The organism is Paenisporosarcina sp., assembly GCF_049671445.1.
GTDB lineage: Bacteria > Bacillota > Bacilli > Bacillales_A > Planococcaceae > Paenisporosarcina.
Genome location: NZ_JBATUX010000118.1, coordinates 103,278 through 125,432, shown reverse-complemented (window position 1 = coordinate 125,432; position 22,155 = coordinate 103,278). Strand labels below are relative to the sequence as shown.

Annotated in this window: 19 protein-coding genes; all 19 read right to left on the bottom strand. The window is 38.1% G+C overall.

Annotation, left to right across the window (positions count from 1 at the left end; translation table 11 throughout):
- The 19 genes from WBG45_RS14610 to trmFO all read right to left on the bottom strand — a co-directional run bounded on the left by WBG45_RS14610 (position 1) and on the right by trmFO (position 22,021).
- Positions 1-321, bottom strand: coding sequence for a YlxQ family RNA-binding protein (locus tag WBG45_RS14610; RefSeq protein WP_024534992.1), 321 nt, complete (start codon positions 319-321; stop codon positions 1-3).
- Positions 318-596 carry an RNase P modulator RnpM gene (gene rnpM / locus WBG45_RS14605; protein WP_424415688.1) on the bottom strand — a complete coding sequence of 93 codons (279 nt, stop codon included), beginning with the start codon at positions 594-596 and terminating at the stop codon, positions 318-320. Before rnpM ends, WBG45_RS14610 begins: the two co-directional genes overlap by 4 nt.
- A 19-nt stretch (positions 597-615) precedes the next feature.
- On the bottom strand, positions 616-1,791 hold the full coding sequence (gene nusA / locus WBG45_RS14600; RefSeq protein WP_424415686.1) for a transcription termination factor NusA: 1,176 nt from the start codon (positions 1,789-1,791) through the stop codon (positions 616-618).
- A gap of 23 nt (positions 1,792-1,814) precedes the next feature.
- Positions 1,815-2,291, bottom strand: a complete 477-nt coding sequence (gene rimP / locus WBG45_RS14595; protein ID WP_424415684.1) for a ribosome maturation factor RimP — start codon at positions 2,289-2,291, stop codon at positions 1,815-1,817.
- Positions 2,292-2,425: 134 nt separating this feature from the next.
- Entirely contained in the window at positions 2,426-6,754 is a 4,329-nt protein-coding gene (locus tag WBG45_RS14590) for a PolC-type DNA polymerase III (RefSeq protein ID WP_424415683.1), read from the bottom strand.
- Between the two features lie 66 nt (positions 6,755-6,820).
- Positions 6,821-8,533 (bottom strand): proline--tRNA ligase, encoded by a 1,713-nt coding sequence (locus tag WBG45_RS14585; RefSeq protein ID WP_424415681.1) that lies wholly within the window; start codon positions 8,531-8,533, stop codon positions 6,821-6,823.
- 38 nt (positions 8,534-8,571) lie between these two features.
- Positions 8,572-9,831 carry an RIP metalloprotease RseP gene (gene rseP, locus WBG45_RS14580; protein WP_424415679.1) on the bottom strand — a complete coding sequence of 420 codons (1,260 nt, stop codon included), beginning with the start codon at positions 9,829-9,831 and terminating at the stop codon, positions 8,572-8,574.
- Between the two features lie 46 nt (positions 9,832-9,877).
- Positions 9,878-11,026, bottom strand: a complete 1,149-nt coding sequence (dxr, locus tag WBG45_RS14575; protein WP_424415677.1) for a 1-deoxy-D-xylulose-5-phosphate reductoisomerase — start codon at positions 11,024-11,026, stop codon at positions 9,878-9,880.
- A 15-nt stretch (positions 11,027-11,041) separates the two neighbouring features.
- Positions 11,042-11,836 (bottom strand): phosphatidate cytidylyltransferase, encoded by a 795-nt coding sequence (locus tag WBG45_RS14570; RefSeq protein ID WP_424415675.1) that lies wholly within the window; start codon positions 11,834-11,836, stop codon positions 11,042-11,044.
- The gene (locus tag WBG45_RS14565; RefSeq protein WP_424415673.1) at positions 11,833-12,627 is read right to left on the bottom strand and encodes an isoprenyl transferase; all 795 of its coding nucleotides are present in this window, start codon (positions 12,625-12,627) and stop codon (positions 11,833-11,835) included. Before WBG45_RS14565 ends, WBG45_RS14570 begins: the two co-directional genes overlap by 4 nt.
- Before the next feature lie 137 nt (positions 12,628-12,764).
- Positions 12,765-13,322 carry a ribosome recycling factor gene (gene frr / locus WBG45_RS14560; protein ID WP_424415671.1) on the bottom strand — a complete coding sequence of 186 codons (558 nt, stop codon included), beginning with the start codon at positions 13,320-13,322 and terminating at the stop codon, positions 12,765-12,767.
- A complete protein-coding gene (gene pyrH / locus WBG45_RS14555) occupies positions 13,322-14,047 on the bottom strand; it encodes a UMP kinase (protein ID WP_024535003.1) in 726 nt (241 codons plus the stop codon). Before pyrH ends, frr begins: the two co-directional genes overlap by 1 nt.
- Before the next feature lie 112 nt (positions 14,048-14,159).
- Positions 14,160-15,044 (bottom strand): translation elongation factor Ts, encoded by an 885-nt coding sequence (gene tsf / locus WBG45_RS14550; RefSeq protein WP_024535004.1) that lies wholly within the window; start codon positions 15,042-15,044, stop codon positions 14,160-14,162.
- A 96-nt stretch (positions 15,045-15,140) separates the two neighbouring features.
- Positions 15,141-15,851 (bottom strand): 30S ribosomal protein S2, encoded by a 711-nt coding sequence (rpsB, locus tag WBG45_RS14545; RefSeq protein WP_024535005.1) that lies wholly within the window; start codon positions 15,849-15,851, stop codon positions 15,141-15,143.
- 981 nt (positions 15,852-16,832) lie between these two features.
- Positions 16,833-17,612, bottom strand: a complete 780-nt coding sequence (gene codY / locus WBG45_RS14540; RefSeq protein WP_024535007.1) for a GTP-sensing pleiotropic transcriptional regulator CodY — start codon at positions 17,610-17,612, stop codon at positions 16,833-16,835.
- Positions 17,613-17,696: 84 nt separating this feature from the next.
- Positions 17,697-19,091, bottom strand: coding sequence for an HslU--HslV peptidase ATPase subunit (hslU, locus tag WBG45_RS14535; RefSeq protein ID WP_024535008.1), 1,395 nt, complete (start codon positions 19,089-19,091; stop codon positions 17,697-17,699).
- A complete protein-coding gene (gene hslV, locus WBG45_RS14530; protein WP_424415667.1) occupies positions 19,088-19,636 on the bottom strand; it encodes an ATP-dependent protease subunit HslV in 549 nt (182 codons plus the stop codon). Before hslV ends, hslU begins: the two co-directional genes overlap by 4 nt.
- Before the next feature lie 32 nt (positions 19,637-19,668).
- Entirely contained in the window at positions 19,669-20,562 is an 894-nt protein-coding gene (xerC, locus tag WBG45_RS14525) for a tyrosine recombinase XerC (RefSeq protein ID WP_424415665.1), read from the bottom strand.
- A 151-nt stretch (positions 20,563-20,713) separates the two neighbouring features.
- Positions 20,714-22,021 (bottom strand): FADH(2)-oxidizing methylenetetrahydrofolate--tRNA-(uracil(54)-C(5))-methyltransferase TrmFO, encoded by a 1,308-nt coding sequence (gene trmFO / locus WBG45_RS14520; RefSeq protein ID WP_424415663.1) that lies wholly within the window; start codon positions 22,019-22,021, stop codon positions 20,714-20,716.
- Positions 22,022-22,155: the final 134 nt, after the last annotated feature.

The following is a 22,155-nucleotide window of genomic DNA, read 5'->3' as shown; positions in this document are numbered from 1 at the left end:
TCACCCCCGATTAAATTCGTTGAGTAGTTCGGAAAGTTTTTTCGCAAAACCTTGATCGGTTACTGCGAGTACCACGCGGGCATCTTTTCCTGTAGCATGTCCGAGATCTGAACGATCACCGAAAACATGTAACTCAACGTTGTAAGACTTACATTTATCTTGAATTTTTTTCATCGTATTAGCAGAGGCATCAGATGAAATAATAACAATCTTCGCTTGGCTATTACGTATAACTTTTACGACTAATTCTTCACCAGAAGTTAACATTCTCGCACCGACTGCTAAACCGAGAAGTTGTAAGATTTGTTGCTTTTGATTCATTTTAGTTGCTCTCTTTCAATCACAGTTAACAAATCTTCAAAAATGCTCTCTGGTATTTTTGCTTCTAGATGGCTATCTAAAATTTTGCGTTTTTTTGCAAGTTCAACTGCTTGTTTAGTTTTAGAAACATATGCTCCTCGACCTGACTTTTTACCAGTTAGGTCAACTGAAACTTCGCCTTCTTTTGAACGAACAATTCGAATCATTTCTTTTTTAGGAAACATTTCACCTGTCGCAACGCATTTTCGTAAAGGTATTTTCTTTTGACTAGACATCAAAATTCACCCTCTTCGTTTATTCTTCATCTTTGTATAAATCAAAGTTTTCATCATCATTATTATCATCGTATTCTTCTTCATCTACGTGGTTAAAGCTTTCAGAAGCTTGAGATGGATAAATACCAAGTTCGCGAGCGTCTGTTTCGCTCTTAATATCAATTTTCCATCCCGTTAACTTAGCTGCTAAACGCGCGTTTTGTCCACGTTTACCTATAGCTAAAGATAATTGATAGTCTGGCACTACGACTGTCGTCGATTTTTCATCTTCATTAATTTGTACATCTAACACTTTTGAAGGGCTAAGTGCATTAGCAACAAAGATTACCGGATCTTCAGACCATTCAACGATATCAATCTTTTCACCATTTAATTCATTAACGATGGTTTGTACACGAGAACCTTTTGCCCCAACGCAAGAACCAACTGGATCAACATCTTCGTTATGTGCAACAACTGAAATTTTCGAACGATCGCCAGCTTCACGAGCGATAGATTTAATTTCGACAATACCATCATAGATTTCAGGTACTTCCATTTCAAACAAGCGGCGTAGTAAGCCTGGATGTGTACGAGACACAAATACTTGTGGTCCACGAGTTGTACGTTCTACTTTCGTAATATAAACTTTAATACGTTCATGAGGACGGTAAGTTTCCGTTAGAATTTGTTCATTCACAGGTAATACAGCTTCAACTTTGCCAAGTCCAACATAAATATTACGAGCATCTAAACGTTCCACGATTCCATTGACAATATCTTCTTCACGGTCAACATACTCATCATAAATCAAACCACGTTCTGCTTCACGAACACGTTGAGTAACAACTTGTTTAGCTGTTTGAGCTGCGATACGGCCAAAGTTTCTCGGCGTCACTTCTTGCTCCACTACGTCTCCAAGTTCGAACGCCGGATTTACTTGTTTAGCGTCTTCCAATGAAATATGTAGACGATCATCTAGTACTTCCTCCATTACATCTTTACGTGAAAATACTAACATCGTACCGTTATCTAAATTTAAATCCACACGTACATTTTGTGCTTGATTAAAATTGCGTTTATATGCTGTAACAAGCGCTGCTTCAATCGCCTCAATCAAAACTTCGCGCGAAATTCCTTTTTGCTTTTCAAGAGCCAATAACGCATCTAGCAATTCATTTGCATTTGCTTTAGCCTTAGCTTTTGCCTTTGCCATTTTTCTTCACTCCTACATTCACATTATGCAGAGAAATTGATTGCTAACCGTGCCAACGCAATTTTCTCATGTGCAAGTTGAACTTTAATTTTTCTGGTTTTAACTCGATATTCCACTTCTAGACCTTGCTCACTATAAGCCGTTAGTATTCCTTCAAACTCTTTCATGCCATTTACTGGCTCATATGTTTTCACGAATACGAATTGACCAATTGCTCGAAGATAATCACTTTCTTTTTTCAATGGACGTTCAGCCCCAGGTGAAGAAACTTCTAAAAAGTAATTTTGTTCAATTGGATCCTTAGCATCTAACACTTCACTTACGCGCTCGCTTACAAGTGCACAATGTTCAATGTCAATACCACCTTGAGGTGTATCTACATAAATACGTAAGAACCAATTTCTTCCTTCTCTAACGAACTCTAAATCAATGAGCTCCAATTTCAATTCTTGAACTATTGGCGTTACAAGCTTTTCTACTTCGATTAATATACTGCTCATACATGCCTCCCGAAGCGACTTATTTTCGACATAACAAACAGAAAAGAGCGGGAAATCCCACTCTTTTGCCGTAAATCTATCAACAACTTGTTATACAAATGATACCATACGATAGCGTTCAGTGCAAATCAGGTCTAGAACAGTGACAATTGGTTGGCATCTGGCATTCCTTCTAAACAGCCAAGTTGATTCATGTACTCAAGTAATGTTTTTGAAACACGACCACGTTGACCTAAATCCTCTTTTGATAAAAACTCACCATTCTTGCGAGCTTCAACAATTGTTTTTGCAACGTTTGTTCCTAAACCTGGGATCGCATTGAATGGCGGAATTAGTCCCATACCATCAATCACAAATTCCGCTGCTTTTGATTCATATAAATCCACTTTTTTAAAGTGATAGCCGCGTTCACACATTTCAAGAGCAATTTCAAGTACAGTTAGTAAGCTTTTTTCTTTAGGAGCAGCATCAAGCCCTTTGGCATTGATTTCATCTATTTTTGCACGGATAGAAGCTGGACCTTTTGTCATGGCATGTAAGTCAAAGTCTGCTGCACGGACGGTAAAGTATGCTGCATAGTATAAAATCGGAAAATGCACTTTGAAATAAGCAATACGAACAGCCATTAAAACATAAGCTGCTGCGTGGGCTTTCGGGAACATGTATTTAATCTTTTTACAAGAATCGATATACCAGGCAGGTACTCCATTTTGGCGCATATCTGCTTCAAACTCTGGAGTTAATCCTTTACCTTTACGAACAGACTCCATAATTTTAAATGCCAGTGATGGATCGAGCCCTTGGTAAATTAAATAAACCATAATATCATCACGACACCCAATAACATCAGACAATTGGCATGTACCGTTTTGAATAAGCTCTTGTGCATTGCCAAGCCATACGTCAGTTCCATGAGACAGACCAGAAATTTGTACAAGCTCTGAGAAAGTTGTAGGTTTCGTTTCTTCTAACATCTGTCTTACGAAACGAGTACCAAACTCAGGAATTCCTAAAGTACCCGTTTTACAGCCAATCTGTTGTTGGGTCACTCCAAGAGATTCTGTTCCAGAATAAATCTTCATGACCTCAGGATCATCAATTGGAATCGTCTTTGGATCAATGCCTGATAAATCTTGTAGCATCCGAATGACTGTTGGATCGTCGTGTCCAAGAATATCAAGCTTCAATAAATTATCGTGAATGGAATGGAAATCAAAGTGAGTGGTTTTCCATTCAGAGTCTTGCGCATCTGCTGGGAACTGGATGGGTGAGAAGTCGAAAATATCCATATAGTCAGGTACAACGATAATTCCACCTGGATGTTGTCCTGTCGACCGTTTAACACCTGTACAACCTTGTACAAGTCGGTCAATTTCCGCACCTCGGATGGTCAAGTTATGATCATTGGCATATCCACGGACATAGCCATAAGCCGTTTTATCTGCAACTGTACCAATCGTACCTGCTCGATATACATTGTCTTCACCAAATAAAATTTTCGTATGATTATGTGCTTTTGATTGATATTCACCACTAAAGTTCAAGTCGATATCCGGTACTTTATCCCCTTTGAAACCAAGGAACGTTTCGAAAGGAATATCTTGACCATCTTTTTTGTATGGTGTTTCACATTTAACACAGACTTTGTTTGGCAAATCAAATCCTGAACTTACAGATCCATCATCAAAGAATTCTGCGTGTTGACATTGCGGACATATATAATGTGGTGGTAAAGGATTTACTTCAGTAATCTCCATTAGTGTCGCTATAAGCGAAGAACCTACAGAACCACGCGATCCTACTAAATAACCATCGTCTAACGATTTCTTAACCAATTTGTGAGAAATCAAATAGATAACCGCAAAACCATGACCAATAATCGACTTCAGTTCTTTCTCCATACGCGCTTCTACAATTTCAGGAATTGTTTCTCCATAAATTTGTTTTGCCATATTATAGCTTAACAAGCGAACTTCTTCGTCGGACCCTTCAATCTTCGGTGTATATAAATCATCTTTGATTGGTTTAATATCTTCGATTCTAGCGGATATTTTATGGCTATTCTCCACTACGATTTGTTTTGCTGTTTCTTCACCCAAGAAAGAAAAAGCATCTAACATTTCATTTGTTGTGCGGAAATGAACTTTGGGTAATTTATGACGGTTTAATGGATTGGCTCCACCTTGTCCGCCAATTAGAATTTGTCTGAAAATCGCATCATTTTCATTTATATAATGAACATTACCAGTAGCTACAACTGGAAGATCTACTTTTTTACCTAGCTTAATCATTTTGCGAATAATGTCTTCAAGGTTCCATTCATCTCTTACAAGTTCCATTTCAATTAAATGAGCATAAACTTCTTTTGGATGAATTTCTAAGTAGTCATAAAACTTCGCAATGTCTTCAACTTCTTCAGGAGACTTTTGCATCAAGCCTTCAAATACTTCCCCTTTATCACAGCCCGATCCAATTAGTAGCCCTTTACGGTGCTTCACTAAAACAGATTTAGGTATACGTGGAACACGGAAAAATGTATTCATATGAGAAGAAGATACAAGCTTAAACAGGTTTTTCAAACCTGTTTCATCCGTGGCAAGAAGCGTACAATGTGAAGGGCGTGCACGTTTATATGAGTCTCCATTACCTGTTTGATGATTAAATTCATCATGGTAGTGTATGCCTTTTTGTTCTGCTTCTTTTAATAGATTTAAAAGTAAATCACCCGTTGCTTCTGCATCATAAATCGCTCGGTGATGCTGTGTGAGGTCAATATTGAATTTTTTAGCCATCGTGTTTAAACGATGGTTTTTCATCTCAGGGTGCAAAAAGCGGGACAGTTCAAGTGTATCAATAACAGGATGTATGGTTTGTTCTAACCCACATCGTTTATACCCTACATATAAAAAGCCCATATCGAAGGAAGCATTATGAGCTACTAAAATACTGTCACCAATCCAGTCGTGGAATCGTTTAATGACGTCATCTATTTCTGGTGCATTTCTAACCATATCATCCGTTATGCCAGTTAAGTTAATCGTTGTGGCAGATAAAGGATTATGCGGATTTGAAAAACTTTCAAATTTATCTATCACTTGCCCGTTTTGTATTTTCACAGCAGCAAGCTCGATTATGCTATTGTACACAGCAGATAACCCGGTGGTTTCTACGTCAAAGACGACATATGTGGCGTCAGCTAATGCACGATGTTCTTCTTCATATGCGATCGGCACTCCATCATTCACCATATATATTTCTAAACCGTAAATGATTTTTATTCCATATTTTTTCCCGGCAGCATATGCATCAGGGAAGGATTGAACAACTGCGTGGTCGGTAATCGCGACTGCAGGATGTCCCCATTTTGCGGCTTGTGCAACTAATGCATCCACTGAGGAAACTGCGTCCATTTGACTCATCGGTGTGTGTAAGTGAAGTTCAATGCGTTTCTGATCCTCAGGTGAAGTATCTTTTCTAGAATCTACTTTTATTTCCATGATGTCTTGTGCCATGACAATTAAGTCACGGACAAACGTATCATTTTGAACAGAACCTCGGACTTTTAACCAAGTTCCTTTTTTAAGCAAACCCATGAGTTCAGCATCTTCATTATCTCGTGAAAACATTTTGACGAGAATTGAGTCGGTATAATCAGTGACTTTGACTGTTAATAAGGAACGACCGCTACGTAATTCTTTTACTTCTACATCAAAGACAAATCCTTCTATCGTGATGCGACGTTCTTCATCTTGGATTTGTTTAATTTCAAGAATTGGTTCATCCGCTTTAATAGGAGTCCCCAATTGGAATGGACCGTTCAAAGTCGCTCCTGGATTTGCTTGGCGTTCTGTTTCACGTTTCTGCATATCCGCTAATGCTTTTTTGCCTAGTTCATCTTCTTCTAGTTTTCGTTGCTTCATGAAAGCTAATTGGGCTTCTGCAAGCTCTTCTTTTTCCTCGATTAATTTGAAATCAATCGGCAACACTGGAAAACCAAACGAGCAATAAATATCTGATATCTTAGATGCATATTTATTTTTAAATGTACGAAACTCAATTTCTTGCGCACATGTAAATTGGACTGTTTGTCCATTAAACGTAGGAAGTTGTGTCATCAAACGATCTCTAAGTGGTGGGGACATATCGTCAATTTCTTGCAATATGAAGGGCCAGTAAGCAGCAATGGTTTCTTCTTCTACTTGTGGCTGTACACATGTAATCGATAATTTTATATCTGCAATGCCTGCGAATTTTTCTCTCAAACGCATATGAAATAACTGAAACATATTAAAAGGTAGGAGTTGTTCTACTTGTATGGTAAAGCGCCAGACACGTTCTTTTTTATGTACGGTCATGCGACTCAAGGATGCAGATTCAAAATGTATCATGTATTCATCAGCTGTCAGTTCTAACTGCTGCAATAATAGTTGCAACCGTCTTTTGGCATCTTGTTCGATTGTCATACGCAATGCCTCCTTTCATTCATGAGAAAAAGAAAGGAAGACCCGATTTCAAGGTCTTCCTTTTGATTAATCGTTTATTGACGAAAAGAAAGATTGAAGTTGTTCAAGGACCTCTTCTTTTTTCCATTCAAATACTTCGCCAGTTTTTCGTATTTTCACTTCAACTAAACCTTCTGCAGCTTTTTTACCGACTGTGATGCGAAGTGGTAATCCAATTAAATCAGAATCGGCAAATTTTACTCCTGCACGTTCAACACGATCATCGTATAAAACGTCATAGCGATTAGATTTTAATTCTTTATATAAATCATCTGCAAGTGTTACTTGTGATTCATCTTTAGTATTGATTGGCACTAAATGTACGTCATATGGTGCAACTACGTGTGGCCAAACAAAACCTTTGTCGTCTTGGAACTGTTCTGCTACTGCAGCCATTACACGAGAAACACCAATACCATAACATCCCATAATATATGGCTGAGAACGACCATTATCATCTAGGAAAGTTCCATTCATAGGTTCAGAGTAAGTTGTTCCAAGTTTAAAGACATGCCCCACTTCAATACCTTTTGCGAAGACAATGGTTCCGTTCCCATCTGGAGAAGGATCTCCTTCCATAATAAAACGTAAGTCTTCAAATTGATCTACCGCAAAGTCGCGTTCTGAATTTACATTCACTAAATGGAAGCCAGCTTCATTTGCTCCACATACGCCGTTACGAATTGTCGCAACTGCATGATCAGCAATTACTTTAATCCCCATTGGAATGTTAACTGGACCAAGAGATCCAACTTCACAATTTAACAACTGGTTAACCTCTTGTTCAGTTGCAAACTCTACCACTTTTGCTTGTAACGCGTTTTTCACTTTAATATCATTGATTTCATGATCACCACGAGCCAAAACGATTACTAATTCTTCGTCCACGTTGAACACTAACGTTTTGATGCATTGTTTTGCATCTTTATTTAAGTATGAACCAACTTGTTCGATTGTTTTTTGGTCTGGTGTCGCTATTTTCTCGACATCCATCATTTCTTCTGTTGACGACGTATATGAAACATTTACTTCTGCCATCTCAATATTTGCTGCGAAGTCTGATGCATCTGAATAAGCTATCGTATCTTCACCTATTTCAGAGAGTACCATAAATTCATGTGTATCTTTTCCTCCGATAGCGCCTGAATCAGCAATAACTGCTCTGAAATTCAGCCCTAAGCGAGTAAAAATATTTGAATATGCTTGTACCATATCTTCATATGTTAAATCTAAACTTTCACGTGTCGCATGGAAAGAATAGGCATCCTTCATAAGGAATTCTCTACCACGAAGCAAACCAAAGCGAGGACGCTTTTCGTCACGGAACTTCGTTTGAATTTGATACAAAGTCAACGGCAATTTCTTATATGACTTAATCTCATCACGTAGCAATGAAGTAATAACTTCTTCATGTGTTGCGCCAAGTGCAAACTCACGATTATGTCGATCTTTAAGACGCATTAATTCAGGTCCGTATGAGTACCAGCGTCCAGTTTCTTGCCACAATTCCGCTTGTTGCATAGCAGGCATTAATACTTCAACACCATTAATTGCATCCATTTCTTCACGGACAATACTTTCAACCTTTTGTAGAACGCGTTTACCTAGAGGTAAAAATGAATAAATACCACTTGTATTTTGACGAATAAATCCTGCGCGAAGGAGCAGCTGATGAGACTTAACGTCCGCATCAGCTGGGGTTTCACGAAGGGTCGGGATGAATGTAAGACTTTGTTTCATAATTTAAAAGCTCCTCATAGCATTCGCATATTTATTAGTTAAAAGAAGAATCTCTGAATATCATTCCACGTAACAACAACCATCAGTACCATCAACAACATGATTCCGACGAAATGAACCATTCCTTCTTTTTGACGATCCACAGGTTTTCCACGCACCGCTTCAATTAAGAAGAATAATAATCTTCCGCCATCAAGCGCTGGTAATGGAAGTAAATTCATAATACCTAAGTTAATACTTAGAATCGCTGCCCAATTCATTAAATTAAAGACGCCATATTGAGCCACTTGTTCAGTTGCCTTATAAATCCCAACAGGACCAGACAAAGCGTCAATTGTAAATTGACCAGTAATCAACATACCAAGCAGTTCAAAAATCTTAGCAATCCAAGTAACGGTTTGTTCCGCACCAAAAGCTACAGCTTTTAACGGATTTTTTTCAACCGGACTTTCATATAGAACACCGATTTGACCAAAAGACTCACCATCTTGTTCGACAGATTTCGGTGTAATGGTTGAATTAATAACTTCACCATCTCGAACATATTCGAATGTTAAAGCTTCACCAGCACTTTCTTGTACTTTCTCAGCGAGTGCTTGCCATGTATCAATTGATTGCCCGTCAATTTTCGTTACTAAGTCCCCTTCTTGCATACCAGCATCCAAAGCAGGACCATCTTCTGCTACACCTGAAATAATTGGTTCATAAGTTGGGACACCTTGTAACAAGCCAATCATTAGAAAAATGAAAAAAGCTAAAATAAAGTTAAACAATGGACCCGCAAATATCGTGATGAAACGATTACCAATTGATTTCGAACCGAATTGACGGTCATGAGGTGCAATCAATGTATCTTTCCCGTTTTCCGTAATCACTGCTTTTCGGGAAACATCATATCGTACTAATCGCTCTTCTTCATCATAGCCTTCAATCCAAAGACCTTTTTCTAAGTCAGCACGTTCTGTTTCTAAAAACAACATATCTTGTTGTTGTTTATTTTGATTTAATACAATTTTCACAACTTGTTCTTTAGCATTTAGAACTAAACCTACTCTAAATCCAGGTTGCAATTCAACTGAATCCATGTCTTCTCCAGCCATTCGAACATATCCACCAAGTGGAAGTAAACGAAGTGTATAAAGTGTCTCGCCTTTTGTAATCGCAACTATTTTTGGCCCAAAACCTATTGCAAATTCACGAACCATGATTCCTGCACGTTTAGCAAAAATAAAGTGACCTAATTCATGAAAAAATACAAGTGAACCAAATATTAAAATAAAAGCAATGGTTGTCTCCATAAAGTCCCACCTTTTTTACAGCGTTTTGCCGTCATCAATCTTGCAATCATTTTACCATGTTTTGAACAGCTTTTCTTGTAATAGCATCTACTTGTAAAATCGTTTCTAGATCAGGTGTACGTATCATGTCATGTTTGTCCATCACACGCTCGATTAATTCTTCGATTTGTAAGAATCGAATGTCCCCATTTAAAAACAATGCAACCGCCGCTTCATTCGCAGCGTTTAACACGGTTGTCATCGAACCACCTGCTCGTCCAGCGTCATACGCTAGTTTCAAAGCACGAAAACGTTCTAAATTCATTTCCTCAAAATGCAGTTTGCCTATTTCAACAAGATTTAAACGCTTTGCCTGTTTTCTTGGCAAACGATCAGGATATGATAGAGCATATTGAATTGGTACACGCATATCCGGGGTACCGAGTTGAGCCATAACACTTGTGTCGTGAAATTCCACCATAGAGTGAATAATACTTTCTCTGTGTAAAACAACATCGATATCATCGTATGACATATCAAATAACACTTGTGCCTCTATCACTTCTAATCCTTTGTTCATCATCGTTGCTGAGTCAATCGTGATTTTAGCTCCCATCGACCAGTTAGGATGATTTAAAGCATCTTGAATCGTTACACTTTCTAATTCTTGTCTCGTACGATCGCGGAAGCTTCCACCAGATGCCGTTAATATTAATCGACTCACTTGGCTTCGTTTTTCTCCATTCATCGATTGAAATAACGCAGAATGTTCACTATCAACCGGTATAATCGGAGCGTTATATTTCGCTGACGCGGCCATGACAAGATGTCCAGCTGTGACTAGCGTTTCTTTATTTGCAAGAGCAATTGTTTTTTGTTGTTTAATTGCCTCTAAAGTTGATTCAAGTCCGACACTACCCAATACCGCATTTACTAAAACAGAAGCGTCTGGATGTGTAGCGACATCAATCAACCCTTTGCTACCATATGCAAGTTCAATACCCGGAAATTCCTTTTTCAGAAGAATTGCGTCATTTTCATTTTGGACTGATACTAGGGTAGGTCTAAATTCACGAATAATTTCTCTTGATTTATCTAAATTACGGCCTGCAGAAAAGGCAACTAATTTAAATTCTTGTGGATGCTCTCTTATGATGTCAATTGTTTGAACACCAATCGAACCTGTTGCACCTAATAAAGTAATATGCTTTGTCATTAACTTTAAATCTCCTTAACCAACAAAATGCAAGAAATGTAGAAGCGGTAACACAAATAATAAGCTATCGAATCGATCTAAAATTCCACCATGTCCAGGCAATATATTTCCTGAGTCTTTTACTTTGTAATGACGTTTAAGTGCTGACTCAACTAAATCTCCTACTTGACCAAAGATGGAAGCAATTATCGTTACTACGATAAGAATCAAATACGATGAACTGATTGGTGAGATCCACTGATAAACTATCGCAAAAATAATAGCCGTCGTAACGCCTCCAATAAAGCCTTCGATGGTTTTATTAGGAGAAATCTCTGGCCATAATTTCTTTTTACCGAATTTCTTACCTGTGAAATAGGCTCCTGAATCCGTTGTCCACACAATCAATAATGCGAAAATCACGAACTCAGTTCCTGCTGCACGAGTTTCAATGAAATAGAAGAATCCGATGCCAACATATAATGCTCCTAAAATTGAGAATGCAGCATCCTCAAAAGTATAACGATTTTTAACAACCACGGTATACGTTAATAATAAAAGAACGGCAATAAGTGCAAAATCTATTTTGGTATATCCCGTAGTTTCCATTAATGAACTAGCCCACTCGCTTGGCATTAAAAATGCAAATAAGGCGAATAACGTGATAAAACCATGAACTGAAAAAATTGAAAGACTTTTCATTTTTAAAATTTCATATAACCCCACCGCTGCCATTGCGTAAACAAGAATTGTAAATGGCCATCCTCCAAGTAAGACAATTGGAATGAAAAGGGCTGCGGCAATTATCGCTGTAATAATGCGTTGTTTCAATTTGTTTCTTCTCCCTTCAATCCCCCGTAACGGCGATTTCGGTTTTGATAACTTTCTACAGCATCTAATAAACAAGCTTCGTCAAAATCCGGCCACAATGTATCCGTAAACCAAAACTCTGTATATGCCAATTGCCATAACATAAAGTTACTAAGGCGAACTTCTCCACTTGTACGGATTAGCAAATCAGGTTCTGGCAAATCACAAGTCATTAAATGCTGTGATATTAAATCTTCATTAACGTCCGTATGATCAATTGTACCTTCCTGGATTTGTTGCGCAATTTTTTGCATAGCTTGTGCTATTTCTGCGCGACTTCCATAGTTCAAAGCAAAGTTTAATACTAATCCAGTATTATCTTTTGTTTGTTCCATTGCTTTTCTCACTGCTTCTTGAGTATGTTTAGGTAAAGTTTCATTTTCCCCCATCATAACGACTTTCACATTTTGTTCAATGAGTTCAGGAAGATACTTACCTAAAAACTCCTCAGGCAAGCGCATGATGAAATCAACCTCAAGTTTTGGACGTTTCCAATTCTCAGTTGAAAATGCATAAACAGTCAAGGCACGTACACCTAAGTCATTTGCTAGTCGTGTAATTTTCCGCACAGTTTTCATGCCTTCGTGATGACCCGCTACACGTGGAAGTGCGCGTTTTTTTGCCCATCTCCCATTACCATCCATGATAATAGCAATATGAGCTGGAATATGTTCGTTTTTAGATTGCGAAATTCGCTCCGCTAGCGTTTGATTTTGTCGTTCGGGTTTTCTCCGAATGAGTTTATGTAACATTTGAGTCCTCCACTTTACGCACTTATCGGAATGTTGTCTTTCCTATCATATCAAAAAAAGTTGGAATTTTCTTCATTCCCACAAAAAAAGACGTCCTATTTTATAGGAACGTCTTAACAGATAAAAAGTTCAAAATTTTAAACCTCTAAAATTTCTTTTTCTTTTTCTTTAGCAACTTGATCTACCTGAACGATATGATCATCTGTTAATTTTTGTACACTGTCAGAGAATCCACGTAAATCATCTTCAGTAATTTCGCTTTTCTTCTCTAATTTTTTTAATTCATCATTCGCATCACGTCGAATATTACGAATACCAACTTTAGCTTCTTCTGCTTCTTTCTTAACCAGTTTCACCAAATCTTTACGGCGTTCTTCTGTTAAAGCAGGAATAGCAATACGAATAAGCGTTCCATCATTCGTCGGGGAAATCCCTAAGTCTGATTTCTGAATTGCTTTTTCGATATCACCAAGAGCTGTTTTGTCATACGGTTGAATCGTAATTAATCTAGCTTCAGGTGTAGCAATACCGGCAATTTGATTGATTGGCGTAGGTGAGCCATAATAATCAACAAAGATTTTATCTAATAAAGATGAACTTGCACGGCCTGCACGAATCGTTGAAAGCTCACGACTTAAAGCCTGTATCGCTTTTAACATTCTTTCTTTTGTTTGATCAATCACTTGTTTTGACATTACGAATTCCTCCTAACGATTGTTCCAATTTTTTCACCTAATACAGCACGTTTGATATTTCCATTCTCCATAATTGAGAATACTATGAGTGGGATATCGTTGTCCATACATAAAGTCGATGCAGTTGAATCCATTACTTGTAGACCTTGTTGAATGACTTCTAAGAAGGTCAATTTATCGTATTTAATAGCATCGTTATTTGTTTTTGGATCAGCTGAATAAACACCATCAACATTGTTTTTACCCATTAAAATTACATCAGCTTCTATTTCTGCTGCACGAAGAGCTGCAGTAGTATCTGTCGAGAAGTAAGGATTTCCGGTACCAGCTGCAAAAATAACAACGCGTTTCTTCTCTAAATGACGTATCGCTTTTCTACGAATATACGGTTCAGCAACTTGTCTCATTTCAATAGAAGATTGGACGCGTGTTTCAACGCCTGACTTTTCAAGTGAATCTTGTAGTGCTAAAGAGTTCATTACAGTAGCTAACATACCCATATAGTCCGCAGTTGCACGGTCCATACCCATTTCGCTACCAACTTTACCACGCCAGATATTTCCGCCGCCTACAACAACAGCAACTTCAACACCTAGATCAACTACTTCTTTCACTTGTTCCGCAACAGACATAATAATTTCTGGGGATAAACCAAAACCTTGTTCTCCAGCTAAAGCTTCTCCGCTTAATTTTAAAACAACTCTTTTATATTGTGGTGTGCTCATAAGTAGCCTCCATTACACTTTTTTCTCGAAAAATAGGGAACACAGAATCGTGCTCCCCAGAGTAAATCAAATATTAATAGTAGCTCAACTTCGAGCTTTTGTGATTTTTTAATTAACCTTTGTTAACTTGGCTCATTACTTCTTCAGCAAAGTTATCTTGGCGTTTTTCGATTCCTTCGCCAACACCGTAACGTACGAATTCAGTAACAGTACCACCCGTTGTTTTCACGAAATCTTTAACTTTTTGATCTGAGTTTTTAACGAATGATTGTTCTAGTAAACATACTTCTTCGAAATATTTACCAAGACGGCCTTCCACCATTTTAGCAACAATGTTTTCAGGTTTGCCTTCATTTAATGCTTGCTCAGTTAATACTTTACGCTCGCGGTCCACATCTTCTGCAGAAACTTCATCGCGAGAGATGAATTGCGGGTTTAAAGCTGCAACGTGCATAGCAACGTCTTTAGCTGCTTGCGCATCAGTTGAACCTTCAAGTGTTACAAGAACACCAATACGTCCACCCATGTGTAGGTAAGGACCAAAAGCATCATTGTCAGTTTTTGTGCGAACTACATAACGACGTAATGTGATTTTTTCACCAATTTTTGCAATTGCATTTGAAATGTGATCTGCAACAACTAATCCATTAGACATTGTAGAAGCAGTCGCTTCTTCCACTGTAGCAGGTTTTGTAGCTAATAAGTGCTCAGCTAATTCTCTTACTAAAGTTTGGAAACCTTCGTTTTTTGCAACGAAATCTGTTTCAGCATTTACTTCAACTAGAACAGCGTCGTTCCCTTGTTCTAAGATATAAGTAGTACCTTCTGCTGCAATACGATCCGCTTTCTTAGCTGCGCTTGAAAGTCCTTTTTCACGTAAAAAGTCTACTGCTGCATCGATATTACCGTCAGTTTCTACTAATGCTTTTTTACAATCCATCATACCTGCGCCTGTTTTTGCGCGTAATTCTTTAACCATTTGTGCTGTAACTGCCATTGTTGTTTCCTCCTATTCAAGTATCAACTCAACTTTATTCTCAAAAAAAGGTGATAAGGGGTTTAAGCCGCTTATCACCTAAAAAAATACGTGGGATTACTCAGCAGCTTCAGCTGGAGATTCTTCACCTTGTTTTGACTCAAGTAACGCGTCAGCCATTTTACCAGTTAATAATTTAACGGCACGGATAGCATCATCGTTTGCAGGAATAATGTAGTCGATTTCATCTGGATCACAGTTTGTATCAACAATTCCTACAAGAGGAATGTTCAATTTAATAGCTTCTGCAACAGCGATACGCTCTTTACGTGGGTCTACTACGAACATTACATCCGGTACACCTTTCATGTCGCGAATACCGCCTAAGAATTTAACAAGACGTTCGTGTTGTTTTTTAAGTTGAACAACTTCTTTTTTAGGAAGGACTTCGAAAGTACCGTCTTCTTCCATTTTTTCGATTGCTTTTAAACGGTTAACACGTTTTTGAATTGTGCCGAAGTTAGTTAATGTTCCACCCAACCAACGTTGGTTAACATAGTACATACCTGAACGTTCTGCTTCTTCTTTGATTGCTTCTTGTGCTTGTTTTTTCGTACCAACGAAAAGAACTTTACCACCATCAGCACCAACTTGACGCATGAATTCGTATGCTTCTTCTAATTTCTTAACTGTTTTTTGAAGATCGATGATGTAGATACCATTACGTTCCACAAAAATATATTTTTTCATTTTTGGGTTCCAACGGCGAGTTTGGTGACCGAAGTGTACACCTGCTTCAAGTAATTGTTTCATTGAGATTACTGACATTTTTTGTTTCCTCCTGATATTGGTTTTTTTTCCCTCCGCATTTTTCAACTAGCGCTCAAGACCTTAATCTGATTAAGGACCACTTGTCACTATCCAAATGCGTGTGTGATAACACCGTTTGCAAATATACCATATCTAGAATTCCCTCGCAAGTGTTTAGCTGAATATTTTAATACATCGTGTAAACTTTTAGCATTAATAGGAGAGAGTTTTAACCTTCTAGTTTAGTTTTCATGCTTTTTTGACACGTGAAGTTTTGGTTAGAAACTGTCTGACTTTCACTAACGAAATTAGATTAAACCTTGAATACAACCACTAACGCCATAAGGTTTTCAGTCTGCTTCGATCGCACTATTAGCTGCACTTTGGTCTAGAGAACAAAGTGCATGGGCTTGTGACTTCGTCACGTGCCCATCCATTCTTTTTTCAGATCATCTTGCTTCCGTTGTGCGTCCTTCGCTCCCTTGCAAACTTGACGCCACATTGATTGTTAGGAGCGTTTGGTTTACTAGAGAATCGTTGGTTCCTTTATGTAGATATTCGGCTGAAGATAATATTTCGGCCTCTGTCTGCTTAATTTATTTACAAGACTACTTTTTAAAGTCATTTGGGATACTTACTATATAGAAAAGTAAATGACGGCAGATGTAGAACATCCGGTTTTCATCCTTCCGGAAAATCTCAGTCTGACTTTTAGAGGTTGACGTCTGAAAAAATGGCGTTGACGTCTGAAAAAACATCCTCCACGTCTGAAAAATAGGCATTGACGTCTGAAAAACACTAAAACCACAAAATATAGGGCTATAAGTTGATAGACAGGTCTCAGTCCTCTTCGGACGCATCATTAATCTAGAGAAGTAGATGGGGTTGTGACTTCGTCACGTGCCCATCCATTCTTTTTTCAGATCATCTTGCTACCTTTGTTGCTGCAAATAAAAAAACAACCACAAAGACACAGTCTTTGTGGTTGTTACGTTGTATTTATTTAAGTTTTAGTTGAGCTAATTCGTTTAAGAATTTGTCGTTTAATACTTTGATGTACGTTCCTTTCATTCCTAAAGAACGTGATTCGATAACGCCAGCACTCTCTAATTTACGTAAAGCATTAACGATTACTGAACGTGTAATTCCAACGCGATCAGCAATTTTAGATGCTACAAGTAAGCCTTCGTTGCCATCAAGCTCTTCGAAGATATGTTCAATTGCCTCTAACTCACTGTATGATAATGAGTTGATTGCCATTTGAACAACAGCTTTCGTACGTGCTTCAACTTCAATTTGCTCTGATTTTTCACGTAGAATTTCCATCCCAACAACAGTAGCACCGTATTCGCCAAGAATTAAATCATCGTCATGGAATTCATTTTTCAAACGTCCAAGAATTAATGTACCTAAACGATCTCCGCCACCGATTATTGGAACAATCGTAGTCAAACCATCTTTGAACAATTCACGATTTTCTACTGGGAACACTGTGTGTTCACTGTAAACATCTAAGTTTGAAGATGTTTCGTTTACGTTGAAAAGATTTTTTGTGTATTCTTCTGGGAATTGACGGTTTTCCATCATTTGAATCATACGTTCGTTTTCAATTTGTTGATTAATCTCAAATCCTAATAATTTTCCTTTACGGCTCAAAATGAACACGTTACATTCGATTACACCGCTAAGTGTAGTTGCCATTTCTTTAAAGTTAACTTGTTTACCAGCTGAAGCCTGTAGCATTGAGTTGATCTTTCTTGTTTTTCCTAATAAGTTCATGAATGTTTCCTCCTATAATGGGTGCATCTATTTATTAAATATTCTAAAGGTTTTTAATTGTTTTGGATATAGAAAAAATTTAAATCACAAAATAAATTGTGACAAATCCTTGTTTTTTACGATATTTCCGAGTTTTTGGTCGACATATGTCGCTGTAATGTCGATATGTGCCGGAGAAATATCAGAAGCTTCAAATGAAAGCTCTTCTAATAACTTTTCTAAAATCGTATGCAAACGACGTGCTCCGATATTATCCGTCTCTTGATTTACTTCCGTAGCAATTTCAGCAATTCGCTCAATCGCACTATCCGTGAAGTCTAATGTTACACCCTCAGTATCAAGTAATGCTTTATATTGGCGAATTAATGAGTGATCTGGTTCTTTCAAAATACGAACAAAATCTTCTTTGGTCAATTTCTCAAGTTCAACGCGAACTGGAAAACGACCTTGTAATTCAGGAATTAAATCAGATGGTTTTGCAGTATGAAAAGCTCCAGCTGCAATGAACAACATATAATCCGTTTTTACAGCACCATATTTTGTTTGCACAGTTGAACCTTCTACGATTGGCAGGATATCACGTTGAACACCTTCACGAGAAACATCTGCAGATGAACCACTGCCACCTTTACTTGCAATCTTATCAATTTCATCAATAAATATAATACCAGTTTGTTCTGCGCGTTCAACTGACTTTTGAGCCATTTCTTCAGAATCAATTAATTTACTTGCTTCTTCAATCGTCAATACTCGACGAGCATCTTTAACTTGTAAACGTCTCTTTTTCTTTTTCTTTGGCATTAAGTTTGATAAAGCATCCTGCATATTTTGCCCCATGCTCTCCATTCCTGATCCTTGGAAAGCGTCAAACATAGAAGGACTTTGTTCGGTTACTTCTACGTTTACCCATTCGTTTTCAAGTTTACCATCTCTCAAATCTTCTGCAATTTGGGATCTCTTTAGACGAACTTCTGTATCATCGGTTGCCGGTTCTTCTGTTTCTGCTTTTTGTCCAAATATCATTTCAAATGGATTTTGAGCATTCTGTTTCTTTTTCAAAGACGGTACAAGCAAACGAACAATAGCATCATTAGCTAAACGCTCGGCTTGATCTTTAACGCCTTCAGTCATTTCTTCTTTGACAATACGAACGGCAGCTTCTGTTAAATCACGAACCATTGATTCTACGTCACGCCCGACATAGCCGACTTCTGTGAACTTGGTTGCTTCTACTTTGATAAACGGTGCGTTATTTAACTTTGCAATTCTTCTCGCAATTTCAGTTTTACCCACCCCAGTAGGACCTATCATCAGAATGTTTTTAGGAATCACTTCATTTTTCATGTCTGCAGATAACAAACTTCTGCGATAGCGATTACGTAAAGCTACTGCTACAGATTTTTTAGCTTCTTTTTGTCCGACGATAAAACGATCTAAGTGCTCAGTTATTTGCTTTGGTGTCAATTGTTGTTTAGTCATTCATTCAACGCCTCCACAATAATTTGATGATTTGTAAATACACAAATATCTGCTGCAGTAGTTAACGCGGCATTAGCAATTTCTTTTGCATTCATTGTTTCACCAGCATATTGTTTTAATGCGCGTCCGGCAGCTAAAGCAAAATTCCCACCAGAACCTATGGCTAATATCCCATCATCTGGCTCAATCACTTCACCCGTTCCAGATACTAATAATAAAGTCTCTTCATTCATAACAAGCAACATCGCTTCAAGTCTACGTAACATTTTGTCGCCTCGCCATTGTTGCGCAAGTTCGACAGCGGCTCTCTGTAAGTTACCATCATACTCCATCAATTTCGCTTCAAACATTTCAAATAAAGTAAACGCGTCCGCAACTGAACCAGCAAAACCGGCAAGTACTTGACCATTGTAAAGACGTCTAACTTTTTTTGCTGTATGTTTCATAACGACTTGATTGCCTAATGTAACTTGACCATCTCCAGCCATCGCAGATTTCCCTTTATGCTGAATTGCAAATATCGTGGTTGCATGTATTTCTCCCAAGATGTTCACCTCTCGTTTAGCTCATCCCTTTATTATGCTCTAGGATGTGCATTCATATAAGTTTTTCGTAAATGTTCTTTCGTTACATGTGTATAAACTTGCGTTGAAGATAAATGACTATGTCCTAATAATTCTTGCACTGTTCGCAAGTCTGCACCGTTATTTAGCAAATGAGTTGCAAATGTATGTCGCAACATATGTGGATAAATTTTCGTGTGCAACGCTGCTTTCTTTACCAAGTCGCTCAGTATATATCTTACACCCCGAGGAGTCAATGGCATGCCACGCATATTTGCAAATACGAAACTGTGGTTAGAATGTTTCATTAACTTAGGACGCGCCAATTCCATATAGTGTTCCAATGCATCTTGAGCAAATTGACCATACGGCACATATCTCTCTTTTCGACCCTTACCCATTACACGTAAGATGCCAAGACGATTATCAATATCCCGCTCTTCTAATGACGTTAATTCACTTACACGAATTCCTGTAGCATACAACAGTTCAAGTATTGCACGGTTACGAAGTGACATATGATCGTCGCCTTCCGTTGCCTGAAATATTAGTTGTAATTCTTCTTCATAAAAAAAATGAGGAAGCCGTTCCTCTTTTTTAGGATGATATAACGAGCGAAAGGCATCCTCTTTTAAACCGTATTCACGGTTACCAAACTTAAAGAATGAACGAATCGCTGAGATTTTTCTTGAAATCGAGGTACGTGAAAGAGATTCATCGTACAGTTTTGTGACATATAGCCTCGCGTGTATATATTCAACGTCATGTAGACTTTTTATTCCTTCGGATTGTAAGAATTCGAAAAAGTAGAGTAGATCTGATTCATATTCACGAACAGTGTGTTCTGAATAATTTTTTTCAAGTTGAATGTAGCTTTTAAATTGAGATAAAGCTTCAGACGGAGACATGTGTGTTCACCTCCAAATTGTAAAAGCATAAAGACTGAAGTAGCCAAGGAGCACAAGCAGTGAAACACTAGCACCATGTATCTTTTGTGAATTTTATTATGTCAAAATAAAAAGCCTCTAGATTATAACAATAACTAGAGGCTTTCAGCAATTATATCGATTGTAAATTCATAAAATTTCGAATTGTGCCTAGTGCTCGTTCAGCTTGCTTTTCCCCGCGCTTTTCCTTTAATTTGTAACGTTTTGGTAATTCAGGGAATAAACCGAAGTTAACGTTCATCGGTTGGAAATTCCGTGGATCTGCTTCAGTAATGTATCGTGCCATGCTACCTAATGCTGTTTCCTCAGGGAATACTAATAACTCTTCGCCAAGCGCCAACTTTGCAGCATTAATGCCTGCTAACAAGCCACTTCCAGCTGATTCAACATATCCTTCAACACCTGTCATTTGTCCCGCAAAGAACAATTGATCATTTGTTTTAAGTTGGTATGTAGGTTTTAAAACACGTGGTGAATTGATGAAAGTGTTGCGATGCATCACTCCGTATCGCACGATTTCAACATTCTCGAGTCCCGGAATTAATTTCAAAACTTCTTTTTGCGGTCCCCATTTTAAATGTGTCTGAAAACCAACAATGTTATATAAAGTGCCTGCTGCATCATCTTGTCTCAACTGAACAACGGCAAATGGTACTTTTCCAGTTTTAGGATCTTCTAGACCTACAGGCTTCATAGGGCCAAATAGTAAGGTCTTCTTCCCTCGTTCAGCCATTACTTCAAACGGCATACAGCCTTCAAAATATATTTCTTTTTCAAATTCTTTTAATGGAACGACTTCAGCAGATATCAAAGCCTCATAAAAACGGTCAAATTGCTCTTCTGTCATCGGACAATTAATGTAGGCCGCTTCCCCTTTGTCATAGCGAGACTTAACATACACCTTATCCATATCGATACTGTCCTTTTCAACAATAGGTGCTGCAGCATCATAAAAGTACAAGTAATCTTGACCTGTTAGTTGTTGAATTTGTTCTGCTAAAGCTGGAGAAGTTAAAGGTCCTGTCGCAATAATCGTAATCCCTTCAGGAATTTCAGTTACTTCTTCATTAATCACTTCCACAAGGGGATGGTTTTTCACATTCTCTGTTACATAACCGGCAAATTCATGACGGTCCACAGCCAATGCGCCTCCCGCTGGTACAGCACATTGATCTGCCGCTTTCATTATTACCGAATCCAACATTCTCATTTCTTCTTTAATAACGCCGACTGCATTAGTTAATGTGTTGGCACGTAAAGAATTTGAGCAAACAAGCTCAGCGAATTTGTCCGTGTGGTGTGCAGGTGTTTGTTTGACTGGACGCATTTCGAAAAGTCGAACACGAACACCTCTTTTTGCGATTTGCCACGCGGCTTCACTTCCAGCAAGGCCTGCTCCAATTACATTGACGATTGTCAATTTCTACACCAACTTTCTCTTTTTTTATCTAAGAAAGTTTAAACTTTTATAGATATTTACTTTCTTCCTGTTGATTTCCGCTACGTTGGGCGCTTTTCGCGGGCATTGCTTCAGTCTCCTCGTCACTGCAAAAA

What these genes read in the sequence shown, in the direction of transcription:
- rpsB (WP_024535005.1), bottom strand. Translation starts at nt 15,851, where the DNA reads ATGTCAGTAATCTCAATGAAACAATTACTTGAAGCAGGTGTACACTTC.
- WBG45_RS14565 (WP_424415673.1), bottom strand. Translation starts at nt 12,627, where the DNA reads ATGTTACATAAACTCATTCGGAGAAAACCCGAACGACAAAATCAAACG.
- rseP (WP_424415679.1), bottom strand. Translation starts at nt 9,831, where the DNA reads ATGGAGACAACCATTGCTTTTATTTTAATATTTGGTTCACTTGTATTT.
- hslU (WP_024535008.1), bottom strand. Translation starts at nt 19,091, where the DNA reads ATGACTAAACAACAATTGACACCAAAGCAAATAACTGAGCACTTAGAT.
- xerC (WP_424415665.1), bottom strand. Translation starts at nt 20,562, where the DNA reads ATGTCTCCGTCTGAAGCTTTATCTCAATTTAAAAGCTACATTCAACTT.
- frr (WP_424415671.1), bottom strand. Translation starts at nt 13,322, where the DNA reads ATGTCAAAACAAGTGATTGATCAAACAAAAGAAAGAATGTTAAAAGCG.
- WBG45_RS14590 (WP_424415683.1), bottom strand. Translation starts at nt 6,754, where the DNA reads ATGACAATCGAACAAGATGCCAAAAGACGGTTGCAACTATTATTGCAG.
- rnpM (WP_424415688.1), bottom strand. Translation starts at nt 596, where the DNA reads ATGTCTAGTCAAAAGAAAATACCTTTACGAAAATGCGTTGCGACAGGT.
- pyrH (WP_024535003.1), bottom strand. Translation starts at nt 14,047, where the DNA reads ATGAGCACACCACAATATAAAAGAGTTGTTTTAAAATTAAGCGGAGAA.
- tsf (WP_024535004.1), bottom strand. Translation starts at nt 15,044, where the DNA reads ATGGCAGTTACAGCACAAATGGTTAAAGAATTACGCGCAAAAACAGGC.
- rimP (WP_424415684.1), bottom strand. Translation starts at nt 2,291, where the DNA reads ATGAGCAGTATATTAATCGAAGTAGAAAAGCTTGTAACGCCAATAGTT.
- WBG45_RS14585 (WP_424415681.1), bottom strand. Translation starts at nt 8,533, where the DNA reads ATGAAACAAAGTCTTACATTCATCCCGACCCTTCGTGAAACCCCAGCT.
- nusA (WP_424415686.1), bottom strand. Translation starts at nt 1,791, where the DNA reads ATGGCAAAGGCAAAAGCTAAGGCTAAAGCAAATGCAAATGAATTGCTA.
- codY (WP_024535007.1), bottom strand. Translation starts at nt 17,612, where the DNA reads ATGAACTTATTAGGAAAAACAAGAAAGATCAACTCAATGCTACAGGCT.
- WBG45_RS14610 (WP_024534992.1), bottom strand. Translation starts at nt 321, where the DNA reads ATGAATCAAAAGCAACAAATCTTACAACTTCTCGGTTTAGCAGTCGGT.
- dxr (WP_424415677.1), bottom strand. Translation starts at nt 11,026, where the DNA reads ATGACAAAGCATATTACTTTATTAGGTGCAACAGGTTCGATTGGTGTT.